This is a genomic window from Sphingobium sp. TomMM35A, from assembly GCF_054771735.1.
Window position 1 is genome coordinate 83,907 of record NZ_BSRC01000002.1, and the last position, 17,031, is coordinate 100,937.

Below are 17,031 nucleotides of genomic sequence, written 5' to 3' on the forward strand. Positions count from 1 at the left end.
GATGATACGGCTCGAAGACATAGAGCTCATCAAGCAGCTGAAGCATAAATATTGCCGGTATCTGGATACGGCCGATGCAGACGGCCTTGCCTCCGTCCTTACGGAAGACATCGTCGTCGATTATGTTGGCGCCAGTTATCACTTCCATGCCGAGGGCCGCGATGAGGTGGTGTCTCTGCTCCACGCGGCCTTCCATGAGGACTTCGTCGGTTGCCATACAGTGCATCAGCCCGAGATCGACGTGACGAGCGATGATCGGGCGGAAGGCCGCTGGACGCTTACCGACTATGCCATGGACTTCCGTACGGGCATGGAAACGAGCGGCGCCTGCCTCTATCGTGATGAATATCGCAAGGTCGATGGCCAATGGCAGATCGCTCGGTCCTCCTACCGCCGCCTGTATGAGCGGATGGAAAAGCCTGCGGTGGCGCCCAATTTCACGTCGCGCTATCTTGCGGAGAAGGCCGCCAATCCGGAAATCTGATGGCGTGGGTGCTGATCGAGGGGTAAGCGGAGCGGCTCATGCATGTCCCATCATGGCGGATTCGGACATGAATTGGGCTAATGCTTCGACACAGTCTTCGCGGGCGCGCGCCGCGTCGGTTAGCAGCCGTTCAATCCTCCGCTCACCCGATCTCGCGGGGGGTACATATGCCAGCGACCAGGTGATGAACCGGCGGCAGGGATATGCGCCCTCTGCGATGGTGCGGATATCTTCGTGCCGGAGGTCATCGAGGATGATCCGCTGCAATGTGTCCACCGAAGTCGCGGGGCCTTCAAGATATTGCGCGAAATGGCGGCCGGTGAACAGCAGTGCGCCCGTGACCTGGAGCTTGCGATTGCGAGGTATCGAGTCCCTGACGATATCCGCCACCAGCTCATCGGACTCCTCCTCGGCAAGCCTGCTCGTGCTGATGTAGAACCATCGGAAAATCATTTAGCGAACTCCGGGATTGTCGATCGTCATTACAGGAGAAGCGGCTGCCCCGTCTCCAACTCACTAGGGTTAAGCAGAAAGTCCCAACCGTGGGCCCAGCCTTTCGCTCAGCTTCGCTTCATCTTTCGTGGGGCACGTTCGGCTGCACCGCAAAGCTCAGGAGAGAAGATGTCCGTCGCTAAATTGTCTTTGGCATTGAGCCCGCTGATGCTCCTCCATGCCTGCGATCGAGAGCCGCGCGACCCGCGTGGCGTTGGTCATGATGAAACGCTGCTGTCCGTCAGCGCAACGGGACAGGGCGACACGCGTCCTGATCAGGCCCAGTTCCAGGCCGGTATCAATAGCTGGGCGAAATCAGCCGCCGAAGCTACTGCCGCGAACCAACAGCTGATCGGAAAGATCGTGGACGCACTTTCCGGTGCAGGGATAGCGGAGAAGGACATCCAGACACGGAGCCTGAGTGTGCAACGGCTCGATTGGGGCGATCGCAAAGGCCAATATCAGGCCAGCAACATCATCAACGTAACCGTGCGGGACGTTGATCGGGCATCGGCCGCAGTGACAGCGGCTACCACGGCGGGTGCCAATGTCCTGAGCGGTCCCGATCTGCGCATGGCTGATCCGGAGAAGGCGGCGAACTCCGCATACACCGCAGCGTACAAGGCCGCGCACGCGCGCGCTGAGGCCTAGGCCGATGCGGCAGGAATGACTATCGCGCGCGTGCTGTCGATACGCGATGCAGGCGGCACCCAAGGGAACCGCTATCTGCCGGGTGCGGTGCCGGTAGCGCCCCCACCCATCGCGGTCGAACAATCCGCCGCCAACGCTTCGAATGTGCCGTTGATGCCGGGGCAGACAACGAGCACAGTCGCCGTGCAGGTGGATTTCGCACTCAAGCCGAAATAAGCGCTATATCTAACCGCGATCGAAGCAGCCGTTTGCACGAACGGCGATCATGTTATTTGTACTTTGCGTAGCCGTGACTTTAGGAGGGGTGGCATGCTGGTCCTTCGCAACAGCAGGCCGGTCCACTAACGCCGAGCGTGACGAGAAAATTGGGAGAGAGTAGATGAGCGGTCGATTGAGCGGCAAGCGGGCCATTATCCTTGGCGTCGCTCCACAGAATGTCGGCGCCGCCATCGCGCGTACCTATATCGATCATGGTGCACAGGTCGTCATTGCCGGCCGCAGGACGGAACCGCTGCAACAGATTGCGGACGAGATCGGGGCGGAATGGGTCGCCTGCGACATCACCGACGAAGCCAGTCTCAACAAGGCGGTGGAGGATGCCGCCGACAAGATGGGCGGGCTCGACATCGGCGTCAACAGCACCGGCTGGGGCTTGCTCAAGCCGTTTCTGGAAACAAGCCGTGACGAGCTGGAGCGCATGGCCGCTGTCCAGTTCACCGGCCCATTCCAGTTTTTTCAGACGCTGGTGCGGACCATGCAGCATGGCGGGTCCATCATCCAAATCTCATCGGTGACGGCGACGATCATGTTCGAGGATCATGCCGCCTATATGGGCACCAAGGCCGGTATCGATCACGTCATCCGCACGATCGCGAATGAATTTGGCGAGAGGGGCATCCGGGCCAACAGCATCGCGGCTGGCGGCGTCGCGGATGCACCCATGTCGGGCGGGGGAATGGCCATCCCGGCGATGCGCGAACTTTATATGCGAGAAATCCCCCTCCGGCGGCCGGGCATGTCTGCGGATGTCGCCAACGCCGCGCTATGGCTGGCGAGCGAAGAGTCGAGCTTTGTTACAGGTCAGGTGATCCATGTCAGTGGCGGCCAGACGCTGCGGCGTAATCCGTCCATTGCGGAAGTCTATGCCATTTTCGGGGCAGAGCAATGAACCGATAATGGAGATTGGCTGACCTTCCGCAAGATGGAAGGTCAGCCAGATTGAAGCGTCACTACAGCACTTTGCCACCCGGAGGCGGGCCGACTCGAACTTCCGGATGTCGATGCACGAAATCGGCGCCAAAATCCGGATAGCTTGGTCGCTGTCTTTAGGCTTCCGAATTCCTGGAAACTTCCAGTCCTTCGAGATCGCCCTTTTCGCGCCATTTCTTCAGTTCTTCGAAATAGGCCAGGGTGCCACCGGCATAGGGAGCGTTGCGGGCCATCTTGTGGTCGCCGAGCGATCCTTCGTTGTTGTAGAAGCCCGGGGTGCATTCGGTGGAGAATTTGCCGGTCCCTGTCAGGTGCGACATGAGCACGCCAAGCCAGTCTTCCTGCGCCTGCTCGGTCGGTTCGAAGGCCCGGGCGTCCAGGTCGACCATGCGCTTGATCGTGTAGGCGGTCTGTGTCGCGACATTATCGAGAATGGGAACGACATTGACGCCGGTGCCGCCCTGGACCAGGCTGGACATCAGCAGGTTGGGGAAGCCCTTCGTATACATGCCATGCAGGGTGGCGGCGCCGTCCTTCCACGCGTCGGTCAGCGACTGCCCGCCTTTGCCGTACAGTTCAAAGCCGAGGCGGCGGGTATAGCCTGTCGAGACTTCGAATCCCGATGCATAGACGAGGCACTCGACCGGATATTCAGTGCCGCCGACCACCACGCCGGTGGGGGTGATGCGCTCGACACCCTTGCCGTCGGTATCGACCAGGGTGACGTTGGGACGGTTGAAGCTTTGCAGATATTCGTCATGGAAGCAGGGACGCTTGCACATGGTGTTATACCAGGGCTTCAATGCCTCTGCCGTGGCGGGATCCTGCACGATCTGATCGATGCGAGCGCGAATGCCCTCCATGCGGGCGAAGTCGGCCAGTTCATACTGATCGTCATCAGCCGCGCCGCCTTCGAAATTGACGCCGCCTGAAATCTGCGTCCAGCCATCGTTGATGAGGTCCTGCTCGACCGGCTGACCGGCGACCAGCGCCTCGAAATTCTCGATCCGCTCCTGCTGCCATCCTGGCCGGAGCGAAGCGGCCCATGCAGGATCGGTCGGCCGATTGTTCCGCTCACCCACGCCGGACGGCGTGCGCTGGAAGACGTAGAGATGCTCTGCGTCGCGGGCAAGATTGGGCACCGCCTGCACCGCCGTCGCGCCGGTGCCGATGATGCCGACGCGCTTGTCCTTCAGGCGATCCATCGGCGTGGTCGGGCTGCCACCGGTATAGGCATAGTCCCAGCGGCTGGTGTGGAAGCTGTGCCCCTTGAAGGTTTCGATCCCCGGGATGCCGGGCAGTTTGGCCTTGTGCATGATCCCGCCGGCGATGACGAGGAAGCGTGCCGCCAGCACGTCGTCATGGTTGGTGCGCACCAGCCAGCGGGCGCGTCCCTCATCCCAGCGGACTTCCGTTACCTGCGTCTGGAACAATGCGCGGTCGTAAAGGTCGAAATGGCGGCCGAGCTGCTGGCAATAGCCGAAGATTTCCGCTGCCTTGGCGTATTTTTCCGTCGGGATGTAGCCGGTTTCCTCAAGCAGCGGCAGGTAGATATAGCTTTCAATGTCGCAAGCTGCGCCCGGATAGCGGTTCCAATACCAGGTGCCGCCGAAATCACCTGCCCGATCGATGATGCGGAAATCCTCGACGCCTTGCTGCCGCAGGCGCGCACCGGTGAGGAGCCCGCCGAAACCGCCGCCGACGATTGCGACCTCTGTTTCTTCGACGATCGCCGGGCGCGTGAAGCCCGGTTCGACATAAGGGTCGGCGTCGAAGTCGCGGAAAACGGCGTTGGGATCAAGATACTGGCTCGGACCATCGGCCCGCAGGCGCTTGTCGCGTTCGATGCGGTATTTTTCTCTTAGCGCTTCAGGAGATATCCGGACCGCTGTTTTAACATCGCTCATGAGCTAGCTCCAAAATCTTTAAATTCATCTTCGAATATCATCCCGCGATGCGCCACATCAGTATAGACCATGCGAGAGGCAATCAGTCCCGACCGTCCTATTGATAGGACGGCGGGACTCGTCGCCCGTTCCTTCATTTGCCGTGGTCAGGCGACAAATTGCATGACTTCGACTTTATGACCCTCGGGGTCGGCCACGATCGCATAGCGGAACTTATGCTCCTCGAGCGTCTCAGCCGCTCTGGCGATGCTGCCGCCCGCGGCCAGCGCTGCAGCCACGACGGCGTCCACATCGTCGACCATGAAGGCAATTGCTGCCTCTCCCGGCGTTGGCGTAGGCCTGTTCACATAATGCATCAAGGCGAGTTGCTGGTTGCTTTCTCCCCCTTCTGCCTTCAGGAAAATCTCTATGTGGGGCTCTTCGGTTTCGAGGCCGTCGAAGCGTCCCACTTCCTTCATTCCGAAAGCGTCGCTGTAGAAACGCACCAATGTCTCTGCATCGCCAACCATCAGTTTGAAATAATATAGGGAAATCTTGCTCATCGGTTTTTTCCTATCGTGATCAAATCACTGAAATATGGTCTATGTTTGTCAAAGGCCGAATTGCATGACCTCGATGGCGTGACCTTCAGGATCGGTAATCGTTGCCCAGCGGAAATTATATGCCTCCAGCGTTTCGGCCGGCAGGATTATGCCGCCGCCTCTGGCTTGCGAAGCCGCCACGACTTCGTCCACATTTCCAACCGTGAAGGCGACCCTGACTTCGCCAGGCTGGGGCGTGGGCTTGTTGAAATATTGCATCAGGCACAATTGTTCGGTCTCTCCTGCCGACAGATATATCTCCAGGTGAGGGCGTACATGTTCGGGTTCGTGAATACGCCGGATTTCCTTCATTCCGAAGACCTCACGATAGAATGGCGCCAAAGCCTCCGCATCGTCGACCATCAACTTGACGTAATAAAGGGAAGTATTGCTCATCGATTTACCTCTTTGCGATCAAATTACCGGCTTTTGATATTCAATTTCTTGATGCCTCTGTGCTCGCCCTAAAAGGAGTAGCGTGCACGAACGCCGTACATGCGGGGCTCGCCATATAGGGTGGCAGAATAGAGAACCGAATTGAACACATTGCTGTTGGACACCCGGTACAGTTTGTTGGTGATGTTGGTGCCGTAAAGGCCGAGATCCAGATTGCTTCCGCCGATTTTCTTCCAATCGATCGACAGGTTGAGCGTGCCAAACGCCTCCAGCTTTTCGCCAGGCTCGTTCGGCGGGACTATGGTGCCCGACGTGTGCTGCGAAGATGTATGTGAGTAGATCGCGAAGAACGAGATCGTGCCGAGATCGCCGCCAAGCGATTGTTCAGCCGAGGCATGAATGCTGTAGATGTAGGGCGAGACATATTGGAACGGCAGACAGGTCAAGTTTGCGGTGCCAGGCGCGGTGACGAAGTTGCCCGAGCAGTCCTGTACCAGCACGCTCGGTTGATATTCGTACCGCTTATATTTGGCGTCGGTGTAGCTGAATGTGCCGCCGATCTCCACGCCGGGGAACGGCCGTAGCGAAGCTTCCGCCTCTACGCCCTGGATGCGGGCATCAGCCTTCAGAACCTGAGCGCCAGCAGCCTGCGTGCCAGGATTGAAATCACCGGCCGCCCGCTGGATATCCTTGTACGTCAGGTAATAATAGGTGGCGTTCAAACGGAGCGGCATGCCGGCAATACGGACGTCCGACTTGAAGCCGCCTTCATAAGAAGTGACATATTCGGGCGGGAATGTACGGGTGTTCGCAAAGACGGCGTTGGCGTTGATGCCACCGGCCTTGTAGCCGCGACTGACCTTTCCGTACAGCAGCAGGGCAGGAGATACCCTATAGTCGAGGCCGATATTCCACGTTGGCGCATTGGTCTTCAGATTAGCCGAAAACTGACAATCGGAAGGCGTGGTGGCAGGGATCGTGGGATCGGTATAGCAGGCGACAAAGCCCGGGCCCGCCTGATACAAATTCGCCGTGCCGCTCACCTTGTCCCAGGTATGCCGGTATCCGCCCGTGAGCTTCAAATTTGCGAGCGCGGGGGTAAGCAGGCCAAGGTCAAGAGTCGCTTGCGCATAGAGCGCCTTGGACCTGTTGGTGATCGAATATCTGATGTCGTATCCCGGGCAGAAACCGGTAAAGGCGGCAGGGCAAAAGCCGACAGATCCGGCGCCCTGATTTGCTACCGGACGCTGGTCGTAGAGAAATGCGCCAGTGGTGAATGTCAGAAGATTGTCGAGCAGATTGCCCTGCAGTTGCAGTTCCTCGGTGAAAACTTTCAAGTCGTCCCTTGGAAGATCGGTCAATGTCGCATTCAGGTAGGTAAGCGGCGTTCCATCGCCCGGCAAAACTGCCTGTCCCGGCGCAGGATAGCGCCGTGGGTCATTATCTTCCTGTTGGAAGACGCTGCCGTCGCTATCGATGCTATAGGATGAGGTGAAGCGCTGGTAGCTTACGATATTGCGGAGGGTCAGTTCGTCGTTCAATGCGAGCGAGGAGGTGTTGGTAATGCCCCACGTCTTCGTTCTTTGATAGGAGTCGGTGCCATGAGCCGTCTGCCGCGGGCCGCGGGCTTCTGAATCGGCGACAGCCGCCCGGTACACATCGCATGACGCGATCACGCCGGGGATGGTCGGGCCTTCCTGACAAAAGCCGAGCGTGGGGTCTGACAATGCAGCGATGTTAAACCCAGTGTTGACCGTGCCGGTGCCATTGTTCCTGGAATTGGCTCCATATGCCATGGTGTAGTTCTCAAACCCCTCGAAGGGCTTGAGCGTCAGGCCGATGCGTCCAGAATACCAGTGGGTGTTGTCGCGATCCTTGTCCCAGACTACATCATAGGTGTAGCCGTCACGGTCATGATAGGCACCTGCAACGCGCAGGAGAACCTTGTCATCGACGATCGGCACGTTGATCGCGCCTTCCAACTGCTTATTATCGTAGTTGCCGAACTTGGCCTGCGCATAGCCTTCAAATCTGTTCGTCGGTTTGTGCGGGACGAGGAGAACGGCGCCGCCAGTGGTGTTGCGGCCGAAGAGCGTGCCCTGCGGCCCATTCAGAACCTGCACATTCTCCAGATCGACGAAGTTCCCGGCGCCGCCCTGCTGCGGGGTTGAAATGGACGCGGGCAGCGGGACTTCGTTGAGGTACACCACTACACCAGGAGACGCCTGGAAGGTCGCACCCTGGCCGCGGATCGTGAAGCTCTGCGCTTCACGCGAAGGATTTCCGTTATTGCCCACGACCAGGGAGGGAACTGTCGCTTGCAGGTTTTGCGCCTCCGTAACGCCTTGCTGCTGTAGACGCTCAGGAGAAAAGGCCGTGATCGCTATAGGCACGTCTTGCGCGCGCTCATCACGGCGTTGGGCGGTCACGACGATATCGTTCGAAGGAAAGCTGTTAGGATCGGGCTCCGCAACGGCTTGATCTTGACCCTGGGCCTGCACATTCTGGGGAATGGCGACAGGCAAAAGAGTAACTGAACATAATAAGGCGATGCGAATCCTAGTATATCCGACCATTTAACAGCCTCCCTTTATTCGTTTAATGTCGTGCCAAAATCTATTGGCTGTCGTTATTCATCAGTAATTGGCGACGAGCTTCTTCATTCTGCCGCCAGATCGTATATTGCGGGCATGATCGTAGGCGAGCCTGGCTCGAACACGCTGGTGAGCAACTGGATGAACTCAGGGTCGTGGAGCGGATCACTCGGCGTTTTGAAAGCTATGCCCCGCGCGCGCAGTTCCGACAGGAAGATATCGAAAACCTGCTCATGAGACAGGTCGTCACTATGATCCAGCGCGACCGTCATTTCATCCAGGTCCATGTACATGTCGGCGCCCCAATGGAATAACAGGCGGATTTCGTCGGCGGGCAACTGCTGAATGACGTTGCCATCCGTCTTGATTTGCCAGCCGTCCGAATTGGGGTCGGCTGCGATCACCGAATTGATTGCCAAGCCTTCGGGCTTGCGCATTTCAGCCGGGCCGCATGCATTGGCGCCGTGATACATGACCTCATTTTCCACGACGGCAGCACGGCCCCACATCGGCGCATAAAGCTGTTTGGGCTGCCCCTCGGGGCCGTCAGGCCAATAGGTGAATCCGCCGCCGATCTGCCCCTTATAGTACCAGGTCAGAACCTGCGCTTTCTTGACCTGCCAAGGGCGAAACAGCCCGCATTTGGTCATAAGCCCGATAAGCCAGCCGGGTGTGTTCTGAATGGTCACGCCCCGATAGTCGGCGCCATCGACATGAGGCGCCCCGCCCGCACCGGCGGGCCCCTGAATATTGCAGAGCATGAGGTTTGGCGCTGCATATTTGGCGCCCCAATAACCCCGGGCGAGATCAAGAAACTTGCTGTTGTAGAAGCAATCCTCGACCTCTGGGTAAAGGCTTGCATAGCCGCGGCCGAGCGTTGACCGAAAGACCGGGCTGAGAAACATGTCCCACGTCGGTACGAATCCTTCAGGAAGTGAGCCGGATGTTGCGCCGATTACCTCTTCAGGCGAACTGAATTCCTGGGACAGGATCGTCGTCCAGGGGCCCTTATTGCGCAAGACAGAGAAAAGCCGCTGCCGCTGATCTTCGCTGAACGCGTTCTCTATAAGCTGAGGCTCAGCGATCGGTCGCAGGAAAGAATGCGTGTTCATGATTTCTCCTTTTGCTGCCGGAACAGCCAATTGTTTTTTGTGTTCTCGCTGTGAGAGAAAGATATCCCTCAGCTTTCCCTAAGTGCTTTCAATGGATCGGCCTGTGCTCCGGCATGGCCGTATCCATATTTGGGACCGACCTGATATCCCATGAGTTTGAGCAGATCGTCAGGCAAGGTCCGCGCGATTTCCGGGGGGCAGGCGATATATTGATTTTCACCTTGTCGTAGCCATCCCAGGGAATAGTTTATCGCCTGCGCAATACGCACATCATTTGACCGGTTGTTGCCGCCGGCATGCCAAAGCTTGCCTGAGAAGATCAGCACTGATCCCCGCTTCATTTCTGTCGGCAGCGTGTCTTCCATTTTGTAATGGGCAGGCGGACGAGCATGGCTTCCGGGGACGATGCGTGTGGCACCATTCTCTTCAGTGTAGTCGGTGACAGCCCATAGAGTATTGCAACAAGCGATACAGTCGTCCGGGAATATGAAGTCATCGTAGAGAAGTTCATCTGTATGGATGACTTGCGCCGGAGCACCCGGGTTGAGCGAGATCATCTCGGTCGTGCAAATCTGGAACGTCGATGCGCAGCTGAGAATGTTCTTGACCACGCCTAAGACCAGTGGGTTCATCGCCAGATCGCGTCCGGCCGGCGATCGGGCGATCAGCTTGCCCACCCGTTGCGCATAGTCCCCGCCCCACTCTGCGTCGGTCAGCTGAGCCTGCGGATTGAATGGCTGCATGTCCGATCGGACCTGATCCATCACCGACTCAGGAACCAGGCAATCGATAATGACATGACCATGTTCCTGCATTACTGCAGTGGCTTCTTCGATCGTTGCCGTATTTGGCAGATGCTGCACGCTCATTGTGAAGCTCCTTCATTGAGCTCGTATGGTTGTCATCCCGGCTTCTTGGGAGATGTCGCCCGAAACAGATTCAAACCGAAACTGCGTCACCTCGTTTTTCTAAGTATGTCGAAGAGTGTTTGCGTGATGCGATCGATCTGGTCTCGATCGATGATGAGTGGTGGGGAGAGTGCGATGGTGTCACCATTGGCGCGGACTAGAAGCCCCTTTTCAAAGCAGTCCACAAATACATCAAAGCCGCGTGATCCGGGGTCATCGGGTCGGGGCGAAAGTTCGATCGCGGCGATCAGGCCCATGGCCCGGATATCGGCAATGTGCGGCGCATTCTGCAATGAGAGCAAATTGCGCTGCCAATGCTCCTCAAGTTCCGCAGCGCGCATGAAGAGGCCTTCGCGCTGATAAATGTCGAGGCTGGCAAGACCAGCTGCACATGCGGCGGGGTGGCCGGAATAGGTGTAGCCGTGGAATAGCTCGATCGCGGCCTCGGGCCCCTGCATGAGGGCGTCGTGGACGTGGCGGGATGTGAACACCGCACCCATCGGCATGGCGCCGTTAGTCAGCCCCTTCGCCGTCGTCATGATGTCCGGCGCGACATCGAAATGCTGGGCTGCAAAGGGGCTGCCCAGGCGGCCGAAACCGGTGATGACCTCATCGAAGATCAGGAGGATGCCGTGCCGCGTCGCGATCTCGCGTAGCCGCTTCAGATACCCCTGCGGAGGCAGCAACACCCCTGTCGAGCCAGCAACCGGTTCGACGATAACCGCAGCGATCGTTTCCGCGCCATGGAGTTGGACGAGCCGCTCCAGATCGTCGGCCAGTTCGGCGCCATGTTCGGGAGGGCCCTTGCAGAAAAGGTTGCGGCTCGGATCATGTGTGTGCCGCATGTGATCAACGCCATGCAGGGTGGAGAAGGCGCGTCGATTATTGATCAGCCCCCCTACCGAAATGCCGCCAAAACCGACCCCATGATAGCCACGCTCACGCCCAACCAGCCGAGTGCGTGTGCCTTGACCAATCGCGCGCTGATAGGCGAGAGCGATCTTGAGCGCCGTGTCCACGGATTCTGAGCCGGATCCGGTGAAGAATATCCGGTCGAGACCCGGGGGCGCTATTTCGGCCAGGCGTTCTGCAAAGCGGAAGGCAAGGGGATGGCCTAGTTGAAAGCTTGGTGCGTAGTCCAAGCCCTCCAACTGGGCGGCGACCGCTGAAGCAATCTCCTTCCGACCATGGCCGGCGTTGACGCACCACAGGCCCGCTGACCCATCGAGTATGTCGCGTCCGTCATCGCTGCGGTAATACATGCCGGATGCTTCGACCAGCATTCGCGGCGCCGCCTTGAACTTCCGATTAGGCGTGAAGGGCATCCAATAGGCATCGAGTGCTACGCTGTTGGTCAAAGTCTTCATTTGATCATCCGTCAATTTGTTGACATGTTGATCGTTTATCCAGGCATGCCGCAAGGCGTTTTCAGCTTTTAAGAAGATCCTTGATTTTCAATAGGATGCCTTGATGAATGTTCGATATATCGAACATATTCAACAGGGAGAGTCGTTTCAGTGTCGGAAGTGGAGATCGGATCGCGCCTGCGCCGTGCGCGTGAAAAGGCCGGAATATCTCAGCGCACGCTGGCCAAACGTGCTGGGATCACCAATTCTACCATCTCGCTGATGGAATCGAACGGCACCAATCCGTCGATCGGCGCCTTGAAGCGCGTGCTCGATGCCATGTCCGTCAGTTTGTCCGATTTTTTCGCGATGGACGAACCGGACCGTCCTCAGTCTTTCTATAAGGCTTCCGAACTCACGGAAATTGGCAAGGGGTCCGTGTCCTTGCGCCAGGTGGGATCCAACCTGGCTGGGCGGCAACTGCAGATCCTGTCGGAGACGTGGCAGCCGGGCGCGGACACGGGGAAGATCAGCCTTACTCATGAAGGCGAGGAGGGCGGGGTGGTGATATCAGGCTTCATTGAAATCACCGTCGATGACGAACGATGCATCCTTGGACCTGGCGACGCTTACAACTTCGACAGCAGGCGGCCACATCGCTTCCGCTGCGTCGGGGATGAACCGGCCCGCTGCATTAGTGCGTGCACTCCTCCCACCGTCTAGGATATTTCGATTATATGCCAGCTTCGCATAGCTCAGTTTGATTTCTGTACTTTTCAGTATGGCCTATCCATCGATACCGGCAGGCAAGCTTAGATATGATTGGGATGGAAATGGGCGCGCCCGAACAAGAAGAGACGTTTTCAGACATCCGCGAAGGCATCCGCCGGCTTTGTGCGCGGTTTCCCGGGGCCTATTGGCAGGAGTTGGATGCTGAGCGGCGCTATCCCACCGAGTTCGTGACGGCGCTGGCCAGCGAGGGTTGGCTTTCAGTGCTGATCCCGGAGGAGTTTGGCGGCTCGGGTCTTGGGCTGGCTGCTGCAACGGCGGTGCTGGAGGAAGTGCACCGTTCGGGATGCAATGGCGGTGCGGCCCATGCGCAGATGTACACCATGGGCACTGTCCTGCGGCATGGGTCGGAGGAGCAGAAGGCACGCTATTTGCCGAAGATCGCCTCGGGTGAGCTTCGCCTCCAGGCGTTCGGGGTCACCGAACCGACGAGCGGCACTGACACGACCCGTATAAGGACCTTCGCCAAGCGGGATGGCGACGACTATGTCGTCAATGGCCAGAAGATATGGATCAGCCGCGCTGAACATTCCGACCTGATGGTCCTGCTGGTGCGCACCACGCCGCGTGAGGAATGCGCCAAGCCTACCGATGGCATCAGTGTCTTGCTGGTCGATATGCGTGAAGCGGTGGGCAACGGCCTTACCATTCGGCCGATCCGCACCATGCTGAACCATGCGACGACGGAACTGTTCTTCGACGATTTGCGCGTGCCAGCGGCGAACCTGATCGGCGAGGAAGGAAAGGGCTTTCGGTACATCCTGTCCGGCATGAACGCCGAACGCATTCTGATCGCGTCGGAATGTATTGGCGACGCGCGCTTCTTCATCGATCGCGCGAGCGCCTATGCGAAGGACAGGTCCGTCTTCGGCCGTCCGATCGGGCAGAACCAGGGTGTCCAATTCCCTATCGCGCGCGCCTATGTGCAGACGACCGCCGCCGCTGCCATGGTGGATCGGGCCGCGGCGCTGTTCGACGCGGGGGTGCAGCCGGGCACCGAAGCGAACATGGCCAAGATGCTGGCGTCCGAAGCGTCATGGTACGCCGCCGACATGTGCGTCCAGACCCATGGCGGCTTCGGCTTTGCGGAAGAATATGACATCGAGCGCAAGTTCCGCGAAACGCGCCTCTACCAGGTCGCGCCGATTTCGACCAACCTGATCCTCAGCCATGTGGCGACGCATGTGCTGGGCCTGCCGAAGAGCTTCTGATGGGAAAAGTGCTGGCAGGCTTGCTGGTCGTCTCGCTGGAACAGGCGGTGGCTGCGCCGCTGTGCACCAGCCGCCTTGCAGAAGCGGGGGCGCGGGTCATCAAGCTTGAGCGGGCGGAGGGAGACTTTGCGCGTGGTTATGACTCCGTTGTGCATGGCGAGAGCGCCTATTTCGTCTGGCTGAACCGCGGCAAGCAGTCGCTGCGCATTGATCTGAAGGATACCGCCGACGCGGCGCTGATGGAACGGATGCTGTCCAAGGCAGACGTGTTCGTCCAGAATCTCGCCCCGGGCGCGGCGGCGCGATCGGGTTTCGGATCGGCTGATCTGCGCGCCCGCTATCCCCGCCTCATCACCTGCGACATCACCGGCTATGGCGAGAGCGGCGATGCGGCGGGGATGAAGGCCTATGACTTCCTGATCCAGTGCGAAGCCGGGCTTGCCAGCATCACCGGCACGGCGGATGATCCTGCGCGGGTCGGGGTTTCGGTGGCCGACATCGCCTGCGGGATGAATGCGCATGCTGCGATCCTTCAGGCTCTGATCGAACGGCGGCAGACCGGCAAGGGTCGCGGCATCGCGTTGTCGCTGTTCGATGGTTTGGCTGACTGGATGACGGTGCCGCTGCTGCATTATGATTATGGTGGCAAGGCGCCGTCGCGCGCTGGGCTGAAGCATCCTTCGATCGCCCCCTATGGTGCCTTTGCGACGGCGGACGGATCGCAGATCGTGGTGTCGATCCAGAATGAGCGGGAATGGGCGAAGTTCTGCGCCACGGTGCTGGGTGATGCAGGCCTAGCGACGGACCCGCGCTATGCGTCCAACACGCTGCGCTGCGCCAATCGTCCAGAACTGGACGCGATGGTCGGCCGTGTTTTTGCAGCCGAAATGCCTGACGCACTGATCGCCCGGCTGGAAGCGGCTGGCACGGCTTGGGCACGATTGAACGGCGTTGATGGTTTGTCGCGGCACAGCCAGCTTCGCCGCGTCACCGCGGAAACTCCGACCGGCCCTGTCGCCTTGCCAGCCTCGCCCGTAAGATGGGATGGGGAGGAGGCGGTTGCGCTGCCGGTTCCGGCTTTGGGGGGCGATGATGAAGCGATCCGGGCGGAGTTTCTGTGAGCCGAGCGATCGAACATCGCACCGATATAGCCGCCGCCCGGCAAGCGCATTTGCTTGCGGCGCTGCTTGATCACGACACGCCGCCGTGGCGGGCGGGAGAGTTGCCGCCGCTTGCGCACTGGTTGTTGTTTCCGCCGGACGCGCGGCAATCAGGCATTGGACCCGACGGTCACCCGATGCGGGAGGATGATGGCTTGCCACGCCGGATGTGGGCCGGCAGCCGTGTGCGTTTTCTCGCCCCGATCCTGCTTGGCAGCGAAGTGGAGCGGGAAACGAGCGCGACCGCGATCAACGACAAAGAGGGGCGATCCGGGCGGATGCGCTTCGTCACCTTGCGGCACCTGTTGAAGGTGGACGGCCAGGTCTGCGTTGAGGAAGAGCAGGACGTCGTCTATCGCGAAGCTGGGCGGAACGGGGCTCCTCCGCCGCCCGAAGAAGTGACGCCTGCGCCGCCTGTTGCGCGCGTGGTGACGATCGATCCGGTGCAGCTTTTCCGCTTCTCTGCTCTCACCTTCAACGCGCACCGCATCCATTATGATTTGCCCTACACGCAGGATGTAGAAGGCTATCCCGGGCTGGTCGTCCATGGCCCCTTCATCGCGACATTGCTGATGGATCATTTCCTGCGCCATGCTCCAGCCGCGCAGGTCTCAAGCTTCTCCTTCCGCGCGCAGCGGCCGATTTTTGCGGGAGAGCCGTTTACTTTTAGCCTGTCACCGGAGGGAATGGGTGGCGACTTGATGGCGATTGATCACGCGGGCGGCCTGGCGATGCGGGCGCGTGTGGAAACTCGCTAGTCCAGTCCTGTTCATTGGTAGATTCGCCAGATCGCTAAGTCGCCTTAGGCTGTAGAGCTGAGAGGCTATGACGCCAGGCACGTCAGCTTTTTGACCTCCGGCAGTGAGGCAAGGTCAAGTGCAGCCGTGGCAAGCGCGTCCGCCTTGGCCGCTCCCAGCACTGGAGCGGCAAGCGCGATGAACTTGGCCATCAGCTTGTCGGCCCCGAGGAAGTTGGAGGGTTCACCAAGGGGCACGACCACCTTGCGGCTGAATGTCTGACCGCGCGCGGAGATGGTGATTTTCCCCGACATGTTGGTCGGGAACTCAGCCTCAATCTCCGGATCGTGGATGCAGGCGACCTTGGGCAGCATTGTGCGGATGACAGGGTCGTTCAACCGCTGATAACTGTCCCATTCCATCGCGCCTGTCACCAGCGCGCAGGAGAGGACGAACGGCGCGCTGAACTGCGCGTCCACGATGTTGCGTGGATTGCGTTTATGCTCGATCGGCGCGCCAACCAGCAGCAGGCCAGCGTTGGACAGGCCATAGGTGATGCTGTCCACCTGCTCCGGCGACAGTCCATGCTCCGCCCGCAGCGCCAGCACCGCGTCTATACCGGCATGGCCGTAGCGACAGGATGGATAGGGTTTGATGCCGGTATGCATCAACTCGTAAACGGAGCCGAGATCCTGCACGACCCGCTCTGGCCGTGGCGCAGGCGCGTAGCCCTGAAGGAAGCCATGGCGTCCCTCGATCGCTCCTGCCGGACCCTTGTAGCCATTGCGCGCCAATGTCGCAGCGGTAAGGCCAGCCATCGCTGCCCAGCCGACTTGAAACGGCTTCGTCTGCGCTCCGTCGGCCAGGAACTGGAGGCTTCCCGCGCTCTGGCTCAACGCAATGCCCAGCGCGGAGCTGATCCCTGCGGCATCAAGGCCGAATATCCGCGCCGCCGCAGCAGCAGCGCCGAACACGCCGCAGGTCGCGCTGGGATGAAAGCCGCGGGCATAATGATCGCCCGCTGGCAGTGCCACAGCGATCCTGCAGCAAGTCTCATAGCCAGCGACGATTGCGGCTAGAATGTCCGCGCCGGATGCTCCCACAATCTCCGCTGCGGCAAGTGCGGCCGGGATGACCGGCGCGCCGGGATGCAATGTCCCAGCGGCATGGGTGTCGTCAAAGTCGAGCGCATGCGCCAGCGCGCCATTGAGCAGCGCCGCACCCGCCGGGGCATAGCCTGCCGGGTCGCCGAACACGCGGGCTGCACCATTGCCCATGCCCATCGCGGCTACGGTTGCGAGCAGGGGCGGAGCGACCGCCGCCTCGCTGCGCGCTCGCACGATGCTGCCGATGAGGTCGAGCAGGAGAAGGGGCGTGCGCTCGACCACCTCTGAGGGCAGGGACGCTATCGAGACGTTGGCACAGAAATCCGACAAGGCTTCCGTGATTTTCAT

Annotated in this window: 17 protein-coding genes; 8 read left to right on the forward strand and 9 right to left on the reverse strand. The window is 59.6% G+C overall.

Annotation, left to right across the window (positions count from 1 at the left end):
* Position 1: 1 nt before the first annotated feature.
* Complete coding sequence (locus ACYU8T_RS13555) at positions 2 to 484, forward strand: nuclear transport factor 2 family protein (RefSeq protein WP_461159885.1); 483 nt, start codon at positions 2 to 4, stop codon at positions 482 to 484.
* A 36-nt stretch (positions 485 to 520) separates the two neighbouring features.
* Here the strand turns inward: ACYU8T_RS13555 and ACYU8T_RS13560 are convergent, their stop codons facing one another.
* Entirely contained in the window at positions 521 to 937 is a 417-nt protein-coding gene (locus tag ACYU8T_RS13560; protein WP_461159886.1) for a BLUF domain-containing protein, read from the reverse strand.
* Between the two features lie 168 nt (positions 938 to 1,105).
* Here ACYU8T_RS13560 and ACYU8T_RS13565 point away from each other — a divergent pair, with 168 nt between their 5' ends.
* From ACYU8T_RS13565 to ACYU8T_RS13575, 3 genes are all read left to right on the forward strand, one after another.
* Positions 1,106 to 1,627, forward strand: coding sequence for an SIMPL domain-containing protein (locus tag ACYU8T_RS13565; protein ID WP_461159887.1), 522 nt, complete (start codon positions 1,106 to 1,108; stop codon positions 1,625 to 1,627).
* A 15-nt stretch (positions 1,628 to 1,642) separates the two neighbouring features.
* The gene (locus ACYU8T_RS13570) at positions 1,643 to 1,843 is read left to right on the forward strand and encodes a hypothetical protein (protein WP_461159888.1); all 201 of its coding nucleotides are present in this window, start codon (positions 1,643 to 1,645) and stop codon (positions 1,841 to 1,843) included.
* Positions 1,844 to 2,006: 163 nt separating this feature from the next.
* Positions 2,007 to 2,795, forward strand: coding sequence for an SDR family oxidoreductase (locus ACYU8T_RS13575; protein WP_461159889.1), 789 nt, complete (start codon positions 2,007 to 2,009; stop codon positions 2,793 to 2,795).
* Positions 2,796 to 2,952: 157 nt separating this feature from the next.
* Here ACYU8T_RS13575 and ACYU8T_RS13580 read toward each other — a convergent pair whose 3' ends face one another.
* From ACYU8T_RS13580 to aptA, 7 genes are all read right to left on the reverse strand, one after another.
* Positions 2,953 to 4,743 (reverse strand): flavin-containing monooxygenase, encoded by a 1,791-nt coding sequence (locus ACYU8T_RS13580; RefSeq protein ID WP_461159890.1) that lies wholly within the window; start codon positions 4,741 to 4,743, stop codon positions 2,953 to 2,955.
* Between the two features lie 146 nt (positions 4,744 to 4,889).
* Positions 4,890 to 5,285, reverse strand: coding sequence for a VOC family protein (locus tag ACYU8T_RS13585; RefSeq protein WP_247229576.1), 396 nt, complete (start codon positions 5,283 to 5,285; stop codon positions 4,890 to 4,892).
* 48 nt (positions 5,286 to 5,333) lie between these two features.
* Positions 5,334 to 5,720 (reverse strand): VOC family protein, encoded by a 387-nt coding sequence (locus ACYU8T_RS13590; protein ID WP_097093431.1) that lies wholly within the window; start codon positions 5,718 to 5,720, stop codon positions 5,334 to 5,336.
* Between the two features lie 68 nt (positions 5,721 to 5,788).
* Entirely contained in the window at positions 5,789 to 8,149 is a 2,361-nt protein-coding gene (locus ACYU8T_RS13595) for a TonB-dependent receptor (protein ID WP_461159891.1), read from the reverse strand.
* A gap of 230 nt (positions 8,150 to 8,379) precedes the next feature.
* Complete coding sequence (locus ACYU8T_RS13600; RefSeq protein ID WP_247229580.1) at positions 8,380 to 9,426, reverse strand: hypothetical protein; 1,047 nt, start codon at positions 9,424 to 9,426, stop codon at positions 8,380 to 8,382.
* Between the two features lie 68 nt (positions 9,427 to 9,494).
* Complete coding sequence (locus ACYU8T_RS13605; RefSeq protein WP_097093434.1) at positions 9,495 to 10,295, reverse strand: phytanoyl-CoA dioxygenase family protein; 801 nt, start codon at positions 10,293 to 10,295, stop codon at positions 9,495 to 9,497.
* Between the two features lie 86 nt (positions 10,296 to 10,381).
* Complete coding sequence (aptA, locus tag ACYU8T_RS13610) at positions 10,382 to 11,701, reverse strand: omega-aminotransferase AptA (RefSeq protein WP_461159892.1); 1,320 nt, start codon at positions 11,699 to 11,701, stop codon at positions 10,382 to 10,384.
* A 159-nt stretch (positions 11,702 to 11,860) separates the two neighbouring features.
* Here aptA and ACYU8T_RS13615 point away from each other — a divergent pair, with 159 nt between their 5' ends.
* The 4 genes from ACYU8T_RS13615 (at position 11,861) to ACYU8T_RS13630 (ending at position 15,598) form a co-directional block, all read left to right on the forward strand.
* Positions 11,861 to 12,403, forward strand: a complete 543-nt coding sequence (locus ACYU8T_RS13615; protein ID WP_461159893.1) for a cupin domain-containing protein — start codon at positions 11,861 to 11,863, stop codon at positions 12,401 to 12,403.
* A gap of 104 nt (positions 12,404 to 12,507) precedes the next feature.
* Positions 12,508 to 13,680 carry an acyl-CoA dehydrogenase family protein gene (locus ACYU8T_RS13620; protein WP_201516578.1) on the forward strand — a complete coding sequence of 391 codons (1,173 nt, stop codon included), beginning with the start codon at positions 12,508 to 12,510 and terminating at the stop codon, positions 13,678 to 13,680.
* Entirely contained in the window at positions 13,680 to 14,801 is a 1,122-nt protein-coding gene (locus tag ACYU8T_RS13625) for a CaiB/BaiF CoA transferase family protein (protein WP_461159894.1), read from the forward strand. The genes ACYU8T_RS13620 and ACYU8T_RS13625 overlap by 1 nt, the downstream gene beginning before the upstream one ends.
* Positions 14,798 to 15,598: an HTD2 family dehydratase gene (locus tag ACYU8T_RS13630; RefSeq protein WP_461159895.1), complete on the forward strand. Its 801-nt coding sequence runs from the start codon at positions 14,798 to 14,800 to the stop codon at positions 15,596 to 15,598. The genes ACYU8T_RS13625 and ACYU8T_RS13630 overlap by 4 nt, the downstream gene beginning before the upstream one ends.
* A 65-nt stretch (positions 15,599 to 15,663) precedes the next feature.
* Here ACYU8T_RS13630 and ACYU8T_RS13635 read toward each other — a convergent pair whose 3' ends face one another.
* Complete coding sequence (locus ACYU8T_RS13635; RefSeq protein ID WP_461159896.1) at positions 15,664 to 17,031, reverse strand: MmgE/PrpD family protein; 1,368 nt, start codon at positions 17,029 to 17,031, stop codon at positions 15,664 to 15,666.